Origin of the sequence: Gordonia sp. CPCC 206044 (genome assembly GCF_048537895.1) — a bacterium.
GTDB lineage: Bacteria > Actinomycetota > Actinomycetes > Mycobacteriales > Mycobacteriaceae > Gordonia.
In genome coordinates this window covers 90,168-106,166 of sequence record NZ_JBCLVL010000013.1, presented here as the reverse complement: position 1 = coordinate 106,166, position 15,999 = coordinate 90,168, and the positions used below count along the sequence as shown (strand labels likewise).

Annotated in this window: 15 protein-coding genes; 4 read left to right on the top strand and 11 right to left on the bottom strand. The window is 68.5% G+C overall.

Going from position 1 to position 15,999, the window contains the following annotated elements:
• The first annotated feature begins 108 nt into the window (after nt 1-108).
• Nucleotides 109-789 carry a hypothetical protein gene (locus tag AAFP35_RS19750; protein WP_419223341.1) on the top strand — a complete coding sequence of 227 codons (681 nt, stop codon included), beginning with the start codon at nt 109-111 and terminating at the stop codon, nt 787-789.
• Nucleotides 786-2,024, top strand: a complete 1,239-nt coding sequence (locus AAFP35_RS19745; RefSeq protein ID WP_419223340.1) for an alpha/beta-hydrolase family protein — start codon at nt 786-788, stop codon at nt 2,022-2,024. The genes AAFP35_RS19750 and AAFP35_RS19745 overlap by 4 nt, the downstream gene beginning before the upstream one ends.
• Here the strand turns inward: AAFP35_RS19745 and gatA are convergent.
• Together gatA and gatC are read right to left on the bottom strand one after the other, a co-directional pair.
• Nucleotides 1,994-3,484: an Asp-tRNA(Asn)/Glu-tRNA(Gln) amidotransferase subunit GatA gene (gene gatA, locus AAFP35_RS19740; protein WP_419223339.1), complete on the bottom strand. Its 1,491-nt coding sequence runs from the start codon at nt 3,482-3,484 to the stop codon at nt 1,994-1,996. The two genes, AAFP35_RS19745 and gatA, sit on opposite strands and share 31 nt — an antisense overlap.
• Entirely contained in the window at nt 3,481-3,795 is a 315-nt protein-coding gene (gene gatC / locus AAFP35_RS19735) for an Asp-tRNA(Asn)/Glu-tRNA(Gln) amidotransferase subunit GatC (protein WP_419223337.1), read from the bottom strand. Before gatC ends, gatA begins: the two co-directional genes overlap by 4 nt.
• 114 nt (nt 3,796-3,909) lie before the next feature.
• Between gatC and AAFP35_RS19730 the strand changes: the two genes are divergently transcribed.
• Nucleotides 3,910-4,581 carry an amino acid-binding protein gene (locus AAFP35_RS19730; protein ID WP_419223336.1) on the top strand — a complete coding sequence of 224 codons (672 nt, stop codon included), beginning with the start codon at nt 3,910-3,912 and terminating at the stop codon, nt 4,579-4,581.
• Nucleotides 4,582-4,584: 3 nt separating this feature from the next.
• Here AAFP35_RS19730 and ligA read toward each other — a convergent pair whose 3' ends face one another.
• Together ligA and AAFP35_RS19720 are read right to left on the bottom strand one after the other, a co-directional pair.
• Complete coding sequence (gene ligA / locus AAFP35_RS19725; protein WP_419223335.1) at nt 4,585-6,660, bottom strand: NAD-dependent DNA ligase LigA; 2,076 nt, start codon at nt 6,658-6,660, stop codon at nt 4,585-4,587.
• Between the two features lie 66 nt (nt 6,661-6,726).
• Nucleotides 6,727-7,713, bottom strand: coding sequence for an LLM class F420-dependent oxidoreductase (locus tag AAFP35_RS19720; protein ID WP_419223334.1), 987 nt, complete (start codon nt 7,711-7,713; stop codon nt 6,727-6,729).
• A 181-nt stretch (nt 7,714-7,894) separates the two neighbouring features.
• On the opposite strand from AAFP35_RS19720, the gene AAFP35_RS19715 reads away from it, so the two are divergent.
• Complete coding sequence (locus AAFP35_RS19715) at nt 7,895-8,293, top strand: MmcQ/YjbR family DNA-binding protein (RefSeq protein ID WP_419223333.1); 399 nt, start codon at nt 7,895-7,897, stop codon at nt 8,291-8,293.
• Between the two features lie 455 nt (nt 8,294-8,748).
• Here the strand turns inward: AAFP35_RS19715 and AAFP35_RS19710 are convergent, their stop codons facing one another.
• The 7 genes from AAFP35_RS19710 to AAFP35_RS19680 all read right to left on the bottom strand — a co-directional run bounded on the left by AAFP35_RS19710 (nt 8,749) and on the right by AAFP35_RS19680 (nt 15,970).
• Nucleotides 8,749-9,762, bottom strand: a complete 1,014-nt coding sequence (locus AAFP35_RS19710; RefSeq protein WP_419223410.1) for a vitamin-B12 independent methionine synthase — start codon at nt 9,760-9,762, stop codon at nt 8,749-8,751.
• Between the two features lie 20 nt (nt 9,763-9,782).
• Nucleotides 9,783-10,928, bottom strand: coding sequence for a tRNA 2-thiouridine(34) synthase MnmA (mnmA, locus tag AAFP35_RS19705; protein WP_419223332.1), 1,146 nt, complete (start codon nt 10,926-10,928; stop codon nt 9,783-9,785).
• Nucleotides 10,928-12,130, bottom strand: coding sequence for a cysteine desulfurase family protein (locus tag AAFP35_RS19700; RefSeq protein ID WP_419223409.1), 1,203 nt, complete (start codon nt 12,128-12,130; stop codon nt 10,928-10,930). Before AAFP35_RS19700 ends, mnmA begins: the two co-directional genes overlap by 1 nt.
• 101 nt (nt 12,131-12,231) lie before the next feature.
• The gene (locus tag AAFP35_RS19695) at nt 12,232-13,317 is read right to left on the bottom strand and encodes an NAD(P)-dependent alcohol dehydrogenase (RefSeq protein ID WP_419223331.1); all 1,086 of its coding nucleotides are present in this window, start codon (nt 13,315-13,317) and stop codon (nt 12,232-12,234) included.
• A 5-nt stretch (nt 13,318-13,322) separates the two neighbouring features.
• A complete protein-coding gene (locus AAFP35_RS19690) occupies nt 13,323-13,820 on the bottom strand; it encodes a DUF4334 domain-containing protein (protein WP_419223330.1) in 498 nt (165 codons plus the stop codon).
• Nucleotides 13,821-13,938: 118 nt separating this feature from the next.
• On the bottom strand, nt 13,939-14,838 hold the full coding sequence (locus AAFP35_RS19685) for a lysophospholipid acyltransferase family protein (RefSeq protein ID WP_419223329.1): 900 nt from the start codon (nt 14,836-14,838) through the stop codon (nt 13,939-13,941).
• A gap of 175 nt (nt 14,839-15,013) precedes the next feature.
• The gene (locus AAFP35_RS19680) at nt 15,014-15,970 is read right to left on the bottom strand and encodes an electron transfer flavoprotein subunit alpha/FixB family protein (protein WP_419223328.1); all 957 of its coding nucleotides are present in this window, start codon (nt 15,968-15,970) and stop codon (nt 15,014-15,016) included.
• Nucleotides 15,971-15,999 lie beyond the last annotated feature (29 nt).

Below are 15,999 nucleotides of genomic sequence, written 5' to 3'. Positions count from 1 at the left end.
TCCCCCGCGCGGATGACCCGACACGGCCCGATCCGGTCCCCGCACCCGTCTCCGGTTCACCGTCGCGGGTGATGTGGCGTCGTGGGCACGCTTCTTAGCTTCGGAGCCATGGGATTTCATCGGAGGCTCCGCACTCGAAGCGGACATGTTCTGGCATTCACCACGCTGATCGCCACGACGACCGCTGCACTGGCCGTCGGAATCGCTCCCGCGGTCGCAGCACCTGCGGCGCTCGACGGAAATGGTTATCCGGCACCGTATCTCGACGACGAGGCGCCTGACGGTGCCGTGTCGGCCGACCTGTCCACACCGGCCGGCCGGATGGTCTGGGATCTGACCGATGGGCACCACGAGCGAGTTCTCGCAGAACTGCCGGACTCGTTCGTCGAGACGATGGGCTATCGGCCCGGGGTCGAGGACGGCTATCCCGTCGACGCCGACGGCGATTGCTCGTCACCGATCCCCATGCCGGACCGGTTCGATCGGTTGTGCCGTACCCATGACTTCGGCTATGACGTCCTGCGATTCGCCGAACAACAGGGACATCCCCTCGGCGGTTGGGCGCGCCGCCGTCTCGACGGTCAGCTCATCGACCGGATGCACGCGTCGTGTTCGTCCCCGTTGTGCGATCTGGCGGCAGTGGCGGCCGCAGGCGGGCTGCGCCTGAACACCTGGCGCCAATACGACGGTCCACCGGCGCCGAATGAGTCGACCGTGCGGATCGTGTCGACGGCCGTCGAACGCGGTTGGGCGACACTCACCGTCGACCTACCGAAGGCCGTGCGATGACCGCCGTGACGTATCTGCCTCGGACACAGCGATATTCACGGTCACGTGATACACGGGGGCTACCGCACATCGCGGTCTCGATCGCCGCGACCGCGGGCGCCATGACCGGGCTGTGGCCGTCGGGGTTGCCGCGATCGGCGGTCGTCTCGGGGCTGCTGACCGCCGCGATCGTCGCCATCGCAACCGTCATCGCGCTGGTGGCCACACGTCACCGCCGGGTGCGTCCGCCGGTCGCGGCCGCAGGCCTGTTCATCTTCGCCGGTGCGCTCACGGTGCTCGGCATCCTGAGCGTGTCGTGGCAGAAGGCCCTGCGCACCGACCTGGGGGCCCCACAGGTCGGCGTCGAATGGATGATGATCTCGCTGACACCGGCCGCCGTCGCGTTCGGCGCGATCGTGTTCGTGCCCCGGGTGACCGCCCTGGTGGTCGCGACGGCCGCCGCACTGATGGCCGGTTACCTCCCCGCGGCCACCGCCGACGACACCGGTGCCGGACCACGCACACCGGCGGGGGTGGTGTACGCGCCGCAGGACGGCCGATCACTCGCCGTGCGCAGCCAGGCATTGGCCCAGCGGTGGGCAGACGACGGTGGCCTCGATCGCCGCGCCGTCGTGATCGCGGTGCCGACCGGGTCGGGCTGGGTGGATCCGGCAGCGGTGAACGGCTACACCGACCGCTTCCACGGAGACGTGTCGGTCATCGCGTTGCAATACGCACACGAACCGTCGTGGCAGGCCTTCATCGGCGACCGGTCGGGAGCCGGTCGTTCTGCGACCGCGGTGCTCGACGAGGTGATCGCTCAGGTCGAGACCCGCGGCGCGGCTCCACGACCCGAGATCCACCTGTACGGACAGAGCCTGGGCGCACTCGGCGCCGACGCCGCACGTGAGTGGGCCGACCGCACCCATCCGGGCGCCGTGGCGGACACAGTGCTGGCCGGCGTACCCGGCGACAGCGTCGCCCCCGGGCCGGGACCGGGATCGCCGCGCACGGTTCTCGCCAACGCGTCGGACCCGGTGGCCCGCTGGTCGTGGTCGCTGCTGTGGCGACCCGCCTCCCCGCCGCAGGACACCACCGTCGTCGGGCGGGAGGTGCGGCGTCCGCCATGGCTACCGATCGTCGGTTTCGTGCAGACCAGTACCGACCTGCTCACCTCGCTCGACGGTCCGGCCGGTGTCGGTCACCGCTACGGACCCGAGCAGGCTCACTCGATGGGACCGCGCGCCGCCTCGTAGGCACCGCCGACCCGGTAGAGCCGGTCGTCGGCCAGTGCGGGCGCCATGATCTGCAGACCGACGGGCATACCGTCGTCGGCGGACAGACCCGACGGCACCGACATCGCGCCGACACCCGCGAGGTTCACCGGCAGCGTGCACAGGTCGAACAGGTACATCGACAGCGGATCGTCGACCTTCTCGCCGATGGCGAAGGCGGTCGTCGGAGTCGTCGGGGACACCAGGACGTCGACCTTCTCGAAGGCCTCGGTGAAGTCCCGGGAGATCAGCGTGCGGACCTTCTGCGCCTGCCCGTAGTAGGCGTCGTAGTACCCCGACGACAGGGCGTAGGTGCCGATCATGATGCGCCGCTTGACCTCTGGTCCGAAACCTGCCTCCCGGGTGAGTGCCATGACCTCGTCGGCACTGTGAGTGCCGTCGTCGCCGACGCGCAGGCCATAGCGCATGGCGTCGAACCGCGCGAGGTTGGAGGACACCTCCGACGGGAGGATCAGGTAGTACGCACCGAGGGCGTAGGTGAAGTGCGGGCAGGACACCTCGACGACCTCGGCACCACGATCGGTGAGCACCTGCAGGGCGGCATGGAACGAATCGAGGACACCCGACTGGTAGCCCTCGCCGCCCAGCTCGCGGACCACACCGATCCGCACCCCCGAGAGGTCTTGTTCCGCACCGAATTTCGCCGCCGCCACCACATCGGGGACGGGTGCGTCGATGGACGTCGAGTCACGCTGGTCGTGACCGGCGATCACGGCGTGCAGCATCGCGGTGTCGAGGACGGTCCGGCCACACGGACCGCCCTGGTCGAGCGATGACGCGCAGGCCACCAGCCCGTAGCGGGACACGGTGCCGTACGTCGGCTTCACGCCCACGGTGGCCGTGACCGCGGCGGGCTGCCGGATCGAGCCACCGGTGTCGGTACCGATCGCGAGCGGCGCCTGATAGGAGGCCAGAGCCGCGGCACTGCCACCACCCGATCCGCCGGGGATCTTGGAGGTGTCCCACGGATTGCGGGTCACCTGATAGGCCGAGTTCTCGGTGGAACTGCCCATCGCGAACTCGTCCATGTTGGTCTTGCCGAGGATAGGGATCCCGGCGGCACGCAGGCGCTCGGTGACCGCCGCGTCGTAAGGCGGTACCCATCCCTCTAGGATCTTGGACCCGCAGGTGGTCGGGGCGTCGACGGTGGTGAACACGTCCTTGAGTGCGATCGGGACCCCGGTGAGCGGCGACGGCGCGGACCCGGCCGCGATCGCGTCGTCGGCGGCCTTGGCCGCGACGAGGGCCTCGGCGCCGCTGACATGCAGGAAGGCACCCAGCTGGTCGTCGACCTCGGCGATCCGGTCCAGGTGTGCCTGGGTGACCTCGACCGACGACAGGTCACGCGATGCGATCTTGGCGGCCAGGTCGGCGGCGGACAGTCCGGTGATGTCGTCCGCGGCGCGGGTGGCAGATGTCACTGTTCTTCTCCCAAGATCTGCGGGACGGCGAAGCGGTCCTGTTCCACGGCGGGCGCACCGGACAGTGCCTGCTCGGTCGTCAGGCACGGCTTCACCACGTCGGGACGGAGCACGTTGGCCAGCTGCGCCGGGTGGGCGGTGCCGGGCACATCGTCGGCGGCCACCTCGGACACCTGTGCGACGTGCGCGAGGATGGAATCGAGCTGGGTCGCGTACTGGTCGAGTTCCTCGTCGGTCAGCGCGAGCCGGGACAGCCGGGCCAGGTGCGCGACCTCCTCCCGAGAGATCGCCGAGGATGATCCGCTGGACATGACAGGTCCTTTCTCGCCGTGTCGTGCGTGCTTGCCCTCCAGCCTATGGGAGCGCACCTGCACGGCGTCGGTGTGGGCTCCCCGGGCACGCGGCGCTGGCGTGACGGTGGGAGAATGATCCGCGTGTCGTATCTGCTGCGTGTCCACCTCGAGGATCGGCCCGGCAGTCTCGGACTCCTCGCCGTCCAACTCGGCTCCGTGGGTGCCGACATCCTGTCCCTGGAGGTCGTCGAGCGTGGCGAGGGCTACGCGGTCGACGACCTCGTCGTCGACATCGCCCCCGGCTCGCTCCCCGACGGACTGATCACCGCGGCCGAGAAACTCGCAGGTGTCCGCGTCGATTCGATCCGACCCTATGCCGGTGTGCTGGACACCCACCGCGAGCTCGAGCTGGTGGATCAGGTGGCCACGGCGGCATCGCCCGACCGACTGCAGGTGCTGGTGGACAACGCTCCGCGGGTGCTGCGGGTGTCGTGGGCGACGGTCATCACCAGCGCCAGCGGCGGGGTACTCCAGCTGTTCGGCAGCTCCGGTGCTCCGGAGACACAGCTGACCCGCGCCGATTGGCTACCCATCGATCGCGCCCACCAGCTCGACGGCAGCGCCGACTGGGTACCCGACACCTGGCAGGACATGGACACCAGACTCGCCGCGGCGCCGGTGGGCACACACGAGAAGGCCATCCTGCTCGGCCGGATCGGTGGACCCGACTTCCGGCCGTCGGAGATCGCCCGACTCGGCTACCTCGCCGGCATCGTCAGCACCGTGCTGCGCTCGGAGGGCTGAGCGTCAGGCCTCGGGCGCCTCTCCCGTCTCCAGCAGATGGGTGAACGCGTCCTCGTCGAGAATCGGCACGCCGAGTTGTTCGGCCTTGGCGGCCTTGCTGCCCGGCGCATCGCCGACGACGACGTAGTCGGTCTTCTTCGACACCGACCCCGACGCCTTTCCGCCGCGGGCCAGGATCGCTTCCTTGGCGCCGTCGCGCGAATAGTTCTGCAGCGAACCGGTCACCACGACGGTCTTGCCCTCGAGAGTGCGGACGATCGACTCGTCACGCTCGTCTTCCATGGAAACGCCTGCGGCACGCCACTTCTCGACGATGTCGCGATGCCAGTCCACGGTGAACCAGTCGTGGATGCTCTGCGCCAGCGTCATGCCGAGCCCTTCGACCCCGGCGAGATCGTCGGGGCTCGCCTCCTCGATGGCCTGCAACGAGCCGAACTCGGTCGCCAACGCCCGCGCCGCGGTCGGCCCGACGTGGCGGATGGACAGCCCGACCAGCACCCGCCACAACGGAACCTGTTTGGCCCCATCGAGGTTGGCGAGAAGCCGTTTGCCGTTCGCCGAGAGCGCACCGGCCTTGGTGGTGAACAGATCGGTTTTCGTCAGATCGTCGGCGGTGAGTGAGAACAGATCGCCCTCGTTGGTGATGACCCCGGAGGTCGGCAACGCGGTCGCGGCCTCGTAACCGAGCGCCTCGATGTCGAAGGAGCCGCGGCCGGCCAGATGGAACAGTCGCTCCCGCAGTTGCGCCGGGCACGATTGAGAGTTGGGACAACGGATATCTGCGTCGCTGTCCTTCTCGGGCCGCAACTGCGTCCCGCATTCGGGGCAGTGCGTGGGCATCACGAACTCGCGCTCGCTGCCGTCACGGACGTCGACCACCGGACCGAGCACCTCGGGGATCACGTCGCCGGCCTTGCGGATGGTCACCGTGTCACCGATCAGCACACCCTTGCGTCGCACCTCGGACTCGTTGTGCAGGGTCGCCCGCGACACCGTCGATCCGGCGACGAGCACCGGTTCCATGAACGCGAACGGGGTGACCCGGCCGGTGCGACCGACGCCGACCCTGATGTCGAGCAGCGTGGTGGTCGCCTCCTCGGGCGGATACTTGTAGGCGATCGCCCACCGCGGGGCGCGCGATGTCGCGCCGAGACGGCGCTGCAGGTTGACATCGTCGACCTTGACCACGATGCCGTCGATCTCGTGCTCGACGTCGTGGCGATGCTCTCCCCAGTAGGCGATCTTGTCGAGGATCTCCGACGTGCCGGACACCTTGGTGGTGTGGTCGGAGACCGGTAGACCCCACGCTCCCAGCGCGAGGTACGCGTCATGCAACGATTCCGGTCGCCAGCCTTCGGTGTGGCCGATGCCGTGGCAGATCATCCGCAGTCGGCGACGGGCGGTGACCTGGGGGTTCTTCTGGCGCAGGGACCCGGCCGCCGAGTTGCGCGGGTTGGCGAACGGCGGCTTGCCGTCGGCGACCAGCGACGCGTTCAGTGCCTCGAAATCCTCCACCCGGAAGAACACCTCGCCGCGGACCTCGAGCACCGACGGAATCGGGTAGTCGGCCGACTCGGTGAGTCGGGTCGGGATGTCCTCGATGGTGCGGGCGTTGAGACTGACGTCCTCGCCGGTGCGGCCGTCGCCGCGGGTGACCGCACGGGTCAACGTTCCGTCGGTGTAGACCAGCGCCAGCGCGACACCGTCGATCTTGAGCTCACACAGGAAATGGGTGCCGCTCCCGGTCTCGGCCTCCACCCGGTCCACCCAGGTGTGCATCTCGTCGGAATCGAACACGTTGTCCAGTGACAACATTCGCTCGAGATGGTCCACCGGGGTGAATGCCGTGGAGAAGCCGCCGCCGACCAGTTTCGTCGGCGAATCCGGTGTCGCGAGTTCAGGATGGGCGTCCTCCATCTCCTGCAACGAGCGCAGCAGCCGATCGAACTCGCCGTCGGTGATGACCGGCGCGTCCTTGACGTAATAGCGGAACTGGTGCTCGCGGATCTCGTCCGCCAGCGCGGTCCACTGTTCGCGCAGGTCGCCGCTGGTGTCTGTGGTGCCGACTTCTTCTGCCACGGTCACAAAGCCTATCGGAGTGTTCCGACAGGTCCGGCGGGTCCGAGACTCAGGCCGGTCCGAGACTCAGGCGAGTTCGGGTATCACCCGGTCGGCGAACAACTGCGCGGCGGACCGGTCGTAGGCGAGGTCGACGAAATTGGTGATCGCATACGCGAGTCCGAGGTCCCCGACCCCCTTCAGCCGCTCGATGATCTGCTCGACGGTGCCGACGAGGTGGCCCGACCGGAAGGTCTGCGAGAAACGTTCGTAGGCCTCCTGCGGCACCAACGGCCGGTAGTGGGCGTCGATCCAGTCCAGCTTGTCGGCAACGTCTCGCTCGGTCTCTCCGATGACCACGTTGTAATTGGACGAACGCACGATCTCGTCGAGATCACGCCCGACGTCACGCGCGTGCTCGGCCAGGATCGCAGACTTGCGGGCGAATCCCTCCGGCGTGCCGTCGAAGTTCGTGTACTGCGCGTATTTCGCCGCGATACGCAACGTCTTGCGCTCCCCACCTCCGGCGATCCAGATCGGAATACCGTTCTCCTGCAACGGAAGCGGCTGAACAATGGCGCCGTCGACCTGATAGATGTCGCCGTCGATGCTCGCCACGCCGTGTTCCCATGCCTGCCGAAAGATCTGCACACCTTCGTCGAGCGCCTTGAGTCGCTCACCCGCGCTGGGGAATCCGTACCCGTACGCGAGCCACTCGTGCTCGTACCAACCGGCACCGATCCCCATCTCGACACGTCCACCCGAGACGTGGTCGACCGTGGCCGCCACCTTCGCGAGATAGGCCGGATTGCGGTAGGCGATGCAGGTGCACATCTGCCCGAGCCGGATCCGCTCGGTGGAGGCGGCAAATGCCGACATCAGGGTCCACGCCTCGTGTGTCGCCTCGGCGGTCGGTGCGGGCACGGTGTGGAAATGGTCATAGACCCACAACGATTCCCACGGTCCGGCATCGGCCTGCACGGCCAGATCCTTCATCAGCGGCCACTGCGCAGCCGGTTCGATGCCGACGAGATCGAGTCGCCAGCCCTGCGGTATGAAGATTCCGAATCTCATGGCACAAAAGTAGCGGTTCGAGACGATCCGCATGCCCCGGCGACTCGGTGTCCGGACGATTCGACCCGTTGAGCGGCACCGGGAGGGCTCGCAACCCCACGGATCACGATGAGTGCAATTCGGTGCTCCCGGCCGGGCGCACACGACCACGAGACGGACACGACGATTTATGCTGGGACACGTGGCGCACCCGATCATGTTCGACGACGCCGACCCCCTGCTGGGCCGGGTACGGCAGATCGCCCTGGCACTCCCGGATGCCACCGAGGTGATCGCGCACGGACGGCCGACCTTCCGGTGCGGCAAGATGTTCGGCAACTACGGCGGGAGCGTGAAGGGCGGCGAGCGGCGCGACCACTCGATCCTGTTCATCCCCGACGAATCCGAACGGCAAGCGTTGGTGGAGGATCCGCGGTTCTTCCTGCCCGCCTACCTTGGGCCGTACGGGTGGCTCGGTCTGGCCCTCGACGGTTCGACGGACTGGGCCGAGGTGGCCGAACTCCTGGACGCGAGTTTTCGCCAGGTGGCCCCGAAGCGGTCGATGGCAAGACTGCCGTCGCCCGGTGCATCGACAGAGTAGGCACCCACCGCCCCCGCGGATCGAGTAGGCACCCAGCCCAGCGACGAGCACCCACCGCCCCCGCGGATCAAGTAGACACCCAGCCCAGCGACGAGCACCCACCGCCCCCGCGGATCAAGTAGACACCCAGCCCAGCGACGAGCACCCACCGCCCCCGCGGATCAAGTAGACACCCAGCCCAGCGACGAGCACCCACCGCCCCCGCGGATCAAGTAGACACCCAGCCCAGCGACGAGCACCCACCGCCCCCGCGGATCAAGTAGACACCCAGCCCAGCGACGAGCACCCACCGCCCCCGCGGATCAAGTAGACACCCAGCCCAGCGACGAGCACCCACCGACCCCGCTGATCAAGTAGACACCGAGCCCAGCGACGAGCACCCACCGCCCCCGCGGATCGAGTAGGCACCGAGCGCAGCGAGGCGCCGTATCGAGATCTCGGCCGGCGACCGGTGTCTACAACGCGTCGGGATCGGCGGCGAGGAGTTCGCCTGCCCGCGCGCAGACACCGAGCGCGTCCTTGGCCCAACCGGGCGTGGCGCCGGCGAGACCACACGTCGGCGTGACGATCACGTTGTCCGCCAGCACCTTCCGACCTAATCCGATCCGGTCGGTGAGTTCGGCCAGTCCGGTGGCGACGATCTCGGCACGCACGCGCCGATCGCCGCCTGCACTGGGTACGACACCGGCGAGCAGGATCCCACCGCGATCGATCAGGCCCCCCACACCATCGAGGTCCGCGGGACCCGGCGAGGACATGTCGAGCGACCAGGCCACCGCGGGCAACCGTTCGACGAGATCCCAGCGCGGCGTCGCGCAGCTGTGCACGATCACCGGACGACCAACCGCCTCGACGAGACCGGCCAGCGACTGGGCGACGTCGTTCACCGGCACCGCGGGGATGGTGTCGAATCGCGTCAGAGGCCGAACCGAGCCGTCGATGACCGCACCGATCATCGGCTCGTCGAGCTGTACCACGACCTGGGCACCCAAGCGACGCGTCACGTCGTCGACGAGTTCGATGATCCCCTCGGTGGTGGAGGCGACCACGTCACGCCAGGCGCCGCGGTCACGCAGCACCTTGTGGCCGGCAGGAAGCTCCACCGACGCAGACAACGTGAACGGACCACACACCTGGATCTTGAAGACCCGCCCGGTTCCGATGAAACCCGCTGTGTCCCAGAGTTCTTCGACCGCGTCGAGATCGGCGTGCACGAAGTCGCGGGCACGGCGGGCGACTGCGGAACCCCGTGCGGCGAGCCGATAACCCCAGGTGCCCGCGTCCATGGGCATGTCGACGAGCACCGCGGCCATCCGCCCCACCATGTCGGCGCCGGCGCCACGTTGCGGGAGTTCGGCGAGATGTGCGAGATCGAGTTCGCCGTTGACGACCGCCGCCGCCTCACGCGGATCGGCGCCCGGCATGGAGCCGACTCCGGTGCCCACCCCACCATGGAGCACGCCCTGCATCGATGCGGCCCGCGACGAACTCACCGGTGACGGCCGCTCACGACCGCATCCGAGCGCAGACCGGAGGCCGGGTCGGAGTCGGTGTCGGCGATGCGGCCGCAACCGAGCACGAGGTCGCCTCGCTCGGCGTCGGGAAGGTACAGAACGGCGGCCTGCCCGCGCGCCACGCCGGTCAGCGGCTCCCGCAACGCGATCTCGATCATCGGTTCCCCGTCGCGTTCGAACGGGGTGGCACGGACGGGTGCCAGACCTCCGTGTGCACGTACCTGGACCATCGCGTCGACGGGCCCATCCGGGGTCGCACCGCAGGTCCAGACGGCACGACGCGCAGTGATCGACCAGACGTCGAGGTGTTCGGCCGAGCCCACCGTGACCGTGCCGGACGCCGGATCGATGTCGGTGACATAACGCGGTCGGCCGTCGGCGGCCGGCGCCTCGATGCCGAGCCCCTTGCGCTGACCGATGGTGAAACCGTGCACGCCGGAATGCTCGGCCAACTGGTCCCCGCTGTCGGCATCCACGACCGCGCCCGGTCGAATCCCGATGTGCGCACCCAGGAATGCCTGCGTGTCACCGGTTGGGATGAAACAGATGTCGTGCGAATCGGGCTTGTCCGCGACGGCGAGCCCTCGACCCGCGGCCTCCGCGCGGATCTCACTCTTCGGGGAGTCACCGATCGGGAACATCGCCCGCCCGAGTTGATCGGCCGTGAGAACGGCGAGCACGTAGGACTGATCCTTGTCCTCGTCGACGGCGCGCCGCAGCTCACCGTCGACCAGTCGTGCGTAGTGTCCAGTGGCCAGCGCGTCGAAGCCCAGTGCGACGGCCTTCTCGGCGAGCGCGGCGAACTTGATCTTCTCGTTGCACGTCAGGCAGGGATTCGGCGTCTGGCCTGCGGCATACGCCTCGACGAACTCGTCGATGACGTCGTCTTTGAACCGGTCGGCGAAATCCCAGACGTAGAACGGGATTCCGAGGATGTCGGCGACGCGCCGCGCATCCGAGGCATCCTCGCGCGAGCAGCATCCGCGCGAACCGGTCCGCAGTGCGCCCGGCGCCGTGGACAGCGCGAGATGGACGCCGACCACGTCATGTCCCGCCTCGACGGCGCGGGCGGCGGCGACCGAGGAGTCCACCCCGCCGCTCATCGCCACGAGAACCCGCATCAGCGTGCCTCCCCTGTTCGTGACGAGACGAGCCCGGCGGCGCGAGCCCGCTCGACGACCTGTCCGATGACCTCGTCGACCGCGTCGATGTCGGCCGAGGTGGTGCTCGGCGCCAACGAGAAACGCAGTGATCCGCGGGCCGTGGCCACGTCGAGGCCCATCGCCAGCAGCACGTGACTGGCCTGTGCGACCCCGGCGGTACACGCCGATCCGGTCGAGCACTCCACGCCGTTCGCGTCGAGCAGCATGAGCAGTGAGTCGCCCTCGCACCCCTCGAACGAGACGTGCACGTTTCCCGGCAGACGGTGCTCGTCGTCGGGTCCGTTCACGATCGTGTCGGGTTGTGCGAGCAGGATGTCGAAGAGTCGATCCCGCAACGCACCGACGTGTGCGGTCGAATCCGCCATCCGTTCGGTGGCCAGACGCAGCGCAGTGGCCATCCCGACGGCGCCGGCGACGTCCTGCGTGCCCGATCGCACGTCGCGCTCGTGTCCACCGCCATGTAGCAGCGGCACACACTCCACGTCGCGGCGCAGCAGCAGGGCACCCACACCCTGCGGACCGCCGAACTTGTGGGCGGCCAGGCTCAACGCCGACAACCCACTCGCACCGAAGTCGACCGGTATGTGGCCGACCGCCTGAACGGCGTCGGAATGCACCGGCACACCGAACGCAGCGCCGATCGCCGCGAGTTCGGCGATCGGCTGGATGGTGCCCACCTCGTTGTTCGCCCACATCACCGAGATCACGGCGGTTTCGTCCGCGTGGTCGGCGAGGTCGGCGCGCAGCCAGGCAGGCGACACGAAACCGCGGTCGTCCACCGGAGCGATGACCAGTTCCGCATCGTCCGCGTCGGCCAGCCACATCGCCGGATCGAGGATCGCGTGATGTTCCACCGCGGAGACGATGACGCGGCGACGTTCGGGATGGCCGCGACGACGCGCCCAGTAGATGCCCTTGAGTGCGAGGTTGTCCGATTCGGTGCCGCCTCCGGTGAAGATCACCTCGGAGGGCCGGGCACCCACGGATGCGGCCACCGATTCGCGCGCCTCTTCCAGCTTGCGGCGCGCCCAGCGTCCGGATCCGTGTAGCGACGACGCGTTACCGGGTTGTGCGAAGACAGCACTCATCGCCTCGACGGCTTCGGGCAGCATGGCCGTCGAAGCAGCATGGTCGAGGTAGACCGGGGCGCGGGATGGCATGGACATGTCGTTGCAAGGATAAACGCGCGAACACCACGGTCCAATTCCCGGCGGGCGGGATCTCCACTTCCCGGCAGGCCGGATCTGGGCCGGATCGGTACTCAGGCGTCGAAGACGAGGACCGGTTTGATCGATGTACCCGACAGCGAGTCGGCGGCGGCCCGCTCGATCTCGGCGAACGGATAGGCGGTGATGAGGTCGTCGAGCGGCAACTCTCCGGAGGCGTAGAGATCGGCGAGTTCGGGGATCGTCTCGTGGGGCACCACGTCGCCCTCGATGACCCCGCGGATGCTCAACCCCTTGTAGAGCACACCCATGACGTCGAACTCGAGTCGCCGGCCGATACCGACGAGCGCGATGTCTCCGCGCGGCTCGGCCGCTGTCACCGCGGCGGAGAACACGTCCTGGCGCGCGGTGGTGTCGATGGCGTGGTCGGTCCCCCGACCGTGCCGAGCGATCACCTCGCGCCCGAGGTCGTCGGTGACGGTGGGGTCGACGGCGGCGAGCGCCCCGAACTTCTCGGCCAGTTCCCGACGCCCCGCGATGGGGTCGACGGCCACCACCTGGGCTCCGGCATGCACGGCCGCCATCACGGCACACAGGCCGACGCTGCCCGCGCCGTAGACGGTCACCGTCGAACCGCGGGCCGGCCGCACGACGCGGGTGACGGTGCCGTAGCCGGTCTGCACCCCGCACCCCAGCGGCGCCGCCACCACCGGCGACAGCGTGTCCGGAACCGCAATCGTGTTGTCCTCGTGGGCAAGTGCATAGGTGGCGAAGCTGGACTGACCGAAGAAGCCGCCGAACACCGGGGCGCCGTCGCGGGTGAGCGTGGGCGTACCGTCGGGCCGTCCCACGGTGTTCAGCCCGGCCGTGCAGTAGGCCGGATGCCCGGCGGCACATTGCGCACATCGTCCGCAGCTGCGATAGGTGAGACAGACGGACTGACCCGGCACCACCCGGGTGACTCCCGGTCCGACCGCCTCCACGATCCCGGCACCCTCGTGTCCGAAGACCTGCGGGCACCGTCGTGGCGACCACGTGGCCTTCATGCCCAGATCGGTGTGACAGATCCCCACCGCCCGGATGCGGACCAGGACCTCACCTGCGCGCGGCGTGTCGATGTCCACCGGGACGACCTCGAACGGCCCGCCCGGCTCGGACACCACCGCAGCGTCGATACGCACCCGCGTCAGATCCGGTCGAGCAGGAAGTACAGGTAGCGACCGTCGACGACCGCACCCTTGCCGTTCATGATGCCCATGACCGTGTTCTCGTCGACCTTCTTGAAATGGTCGATGATCGGCTGGCCGTCGTAGACCATCGACGCGGTGACCTCACCGCGGAAGTCCACCGACCACAAGCTCGCCTCCCCCTTGCCCAGCTTGGTGTCGGAGTAGAGGTTCCCCTCGTCGTCGCGACAGATCATCGGCTTGACGTCGGTGCGCGAGACGAACGTCTTGCCGAACCAGCGCGCCTTCTCCAGCATCGCGTTGACCGGGTGGCCGGTGACGAACTGGGCGCCCTTCCAGGAACCGAGCATCTCCTCGGGACGGACCGTCTCGAGGGCTGCCCACACGTTGTCGAGTTCGGCGTCGTCGATCAGACCGGTCGCCGACCTCAACTCGCGGAATCTGTCCTGTGCCTCGGCTCGGGAGAATGCCGATGCGGATCCCGCTCTGGGTGCCATAGCTGGTTGCCTCCTGGTCGTCGACTCGATGGGCGCGACCGTCGCCCACCAGGGCTACAACATATATGAGATATGTAAAGGTGTCATCGGCGCCCTCCCGGAGAGCCGGCCGGCCCCGTCAGGCCGCGATGATCCGTTCGCAGCGTGCGGCCAGGGTCCGCCGATCGACGTCGGCGATCTGCATCTCGTGGACACGGATGTGCACCGTGAGCCCGCGCATCCGCAGCACCCGGCGCAGCGTGTGCGCCGGGGTGTCGGTGCCGATGAAACTCGGCGCCGTGGTCGTCACGCCGCCGGCCGTCGCGAACCGCAACCGGACCGGGAGGACGGGCACACCTGCGTCGATGGCGGCCTGGAAGAAGGCGGGACGAAATCGACCGGGTTCTCGCCCGCATCGGGTGGTCCCCTCCGGGAACACCGCAACCGAACTGTCCCGGTGGAGTCCGTCGACAGCCGTGCGCACCGCACCAGGCAGTTCTCGCAGCGCCGCGCGGTCGATGGTGATGATGCCGAGCCGTCTGGCCAGACCGGACACCACCGGCATCGCCGCGATGTCCGACTTCGCGACGAAGTGTGCCGGGCAGATCACCGCGAGCGCGAGGATGTCCAGGAACGAGATGTGGTTGGCGACGACGAGGCCACGCATCCGCCCCGGGAACGGACGCAGGTCGTCGACCATGACGGTGACGCCGAGCGCGCGCAGCAGCCCGCGTGCTGCCCGGCTGAGGAATCGCCTGCGGATCATGCGTGGCCCGAGTGCGATGAGCGGGCCGAGGATCGCCAACGTAAGCATCGTCGCGATCAGGCGCGCCATCCGCGCCGCCACCAGTACCCGACCGGCCCCTCGCGGCAGCTCATCGTCGAAACAGCTTGCGCCACAAGGACTCAGTGGGTACCACGCGTGATGAACAGGGTCCACCCCGGGTGTCGAGGTGGACGTCGGAGCACCGATCGGCGCGGCCGTGGGCCACGGCGGTGCATGGAGTGCGGGGGTCATGGGGCTGGTCAGCACTGCCATGCGTCGATGACATCGGCACCCGGCGACGAGGTGGCGAAGCCCACATGTCGTGTCGGTGCGCGGTGGGTGAACTCCCAGCTCGGGAGCCACGGACGCACGATGGCCCCCGTCCCGTCGTGTGACGGGCGGGGGTCATCGCGGTGACCGATCGCGCGGTGTCAGCCGCGCGTGGACATCACTTGCGCTTCTTGACCTCTTCGGTCAGCTGCGGGGCGACGTTGAACAGGTCGCCGACGATGCCGTAGTCGGCGATCTCGAAGATCGGCGCCTCTTCGTCCTTGTTGACCGCGACGATGGTCTTCGACGTCTGCATGCCCGCGCGGTGCTGGATCGCGCCCGAGATGCCGAGTGCGACGTAGAGCTGCGGCGACACGGTCTTGCCGGTCTGACCAACCTGGAACTGTCCGGGGTAGTAGCCGGAGTCGACCGCGGCACGCGAGGCACCGACGGCCGCACCGAGCGAGTCGGCGAGTTCCTCGACGACCGAGAACTTCTCCGCGCTGCCCACGCCACGTCCACCGGACACGACGATGGAGGCCTCGGTGAGTTCCGGACGGTCGCCGCCGACGTTCGGCTCGACCTTGGTGATCTTCACCGCGTTCTCGGCGGTGGCCGGGACCTCGACGTCCACGCGCTCACCGGCACCGGCCTGCGGAGCCGCCTCGACGCCACCCGGACGCACCGAGATGACCGGGACGTCACCCTTGGCCTGGGCCTCGACGGTGAAGGCGCCACCGAAGATCGAGTGGACTCCGACGCCGCCTTCCTTCACGTCGATCACGTCGGCGAGCACGCCCGAGCCCAGGCGCACTGCGAGACGTCCCGCGATCTCCTTGCCGTCGGCGGTCGCCGCGACGAGGACGCCTGCCGGGGTGGCCTGCTCGGCGATCGCCGAGAGCACGTCGACCTGCGGCGAGACGAGGTGGGTGGCGGCGTCGTCGGATTCGGCGACGTAGATCTTCTCGGCACCGGCCTCCTTGAGACCGTCGATGATGCCGTCCGCGCCACCCGGCTTTCCGACGACGACGGCCGCCGGGGTGCCCAGCGCGCGCGCTGCGGTGATGAGTTCGCTGGTGACCTTCTTCAGTCCGCCCTCGGCGTCCTGCTCGACCAGCACAAGTGCTTCTGCCATGGTGATTACTCCTGAGTGTCTGAGGTGGA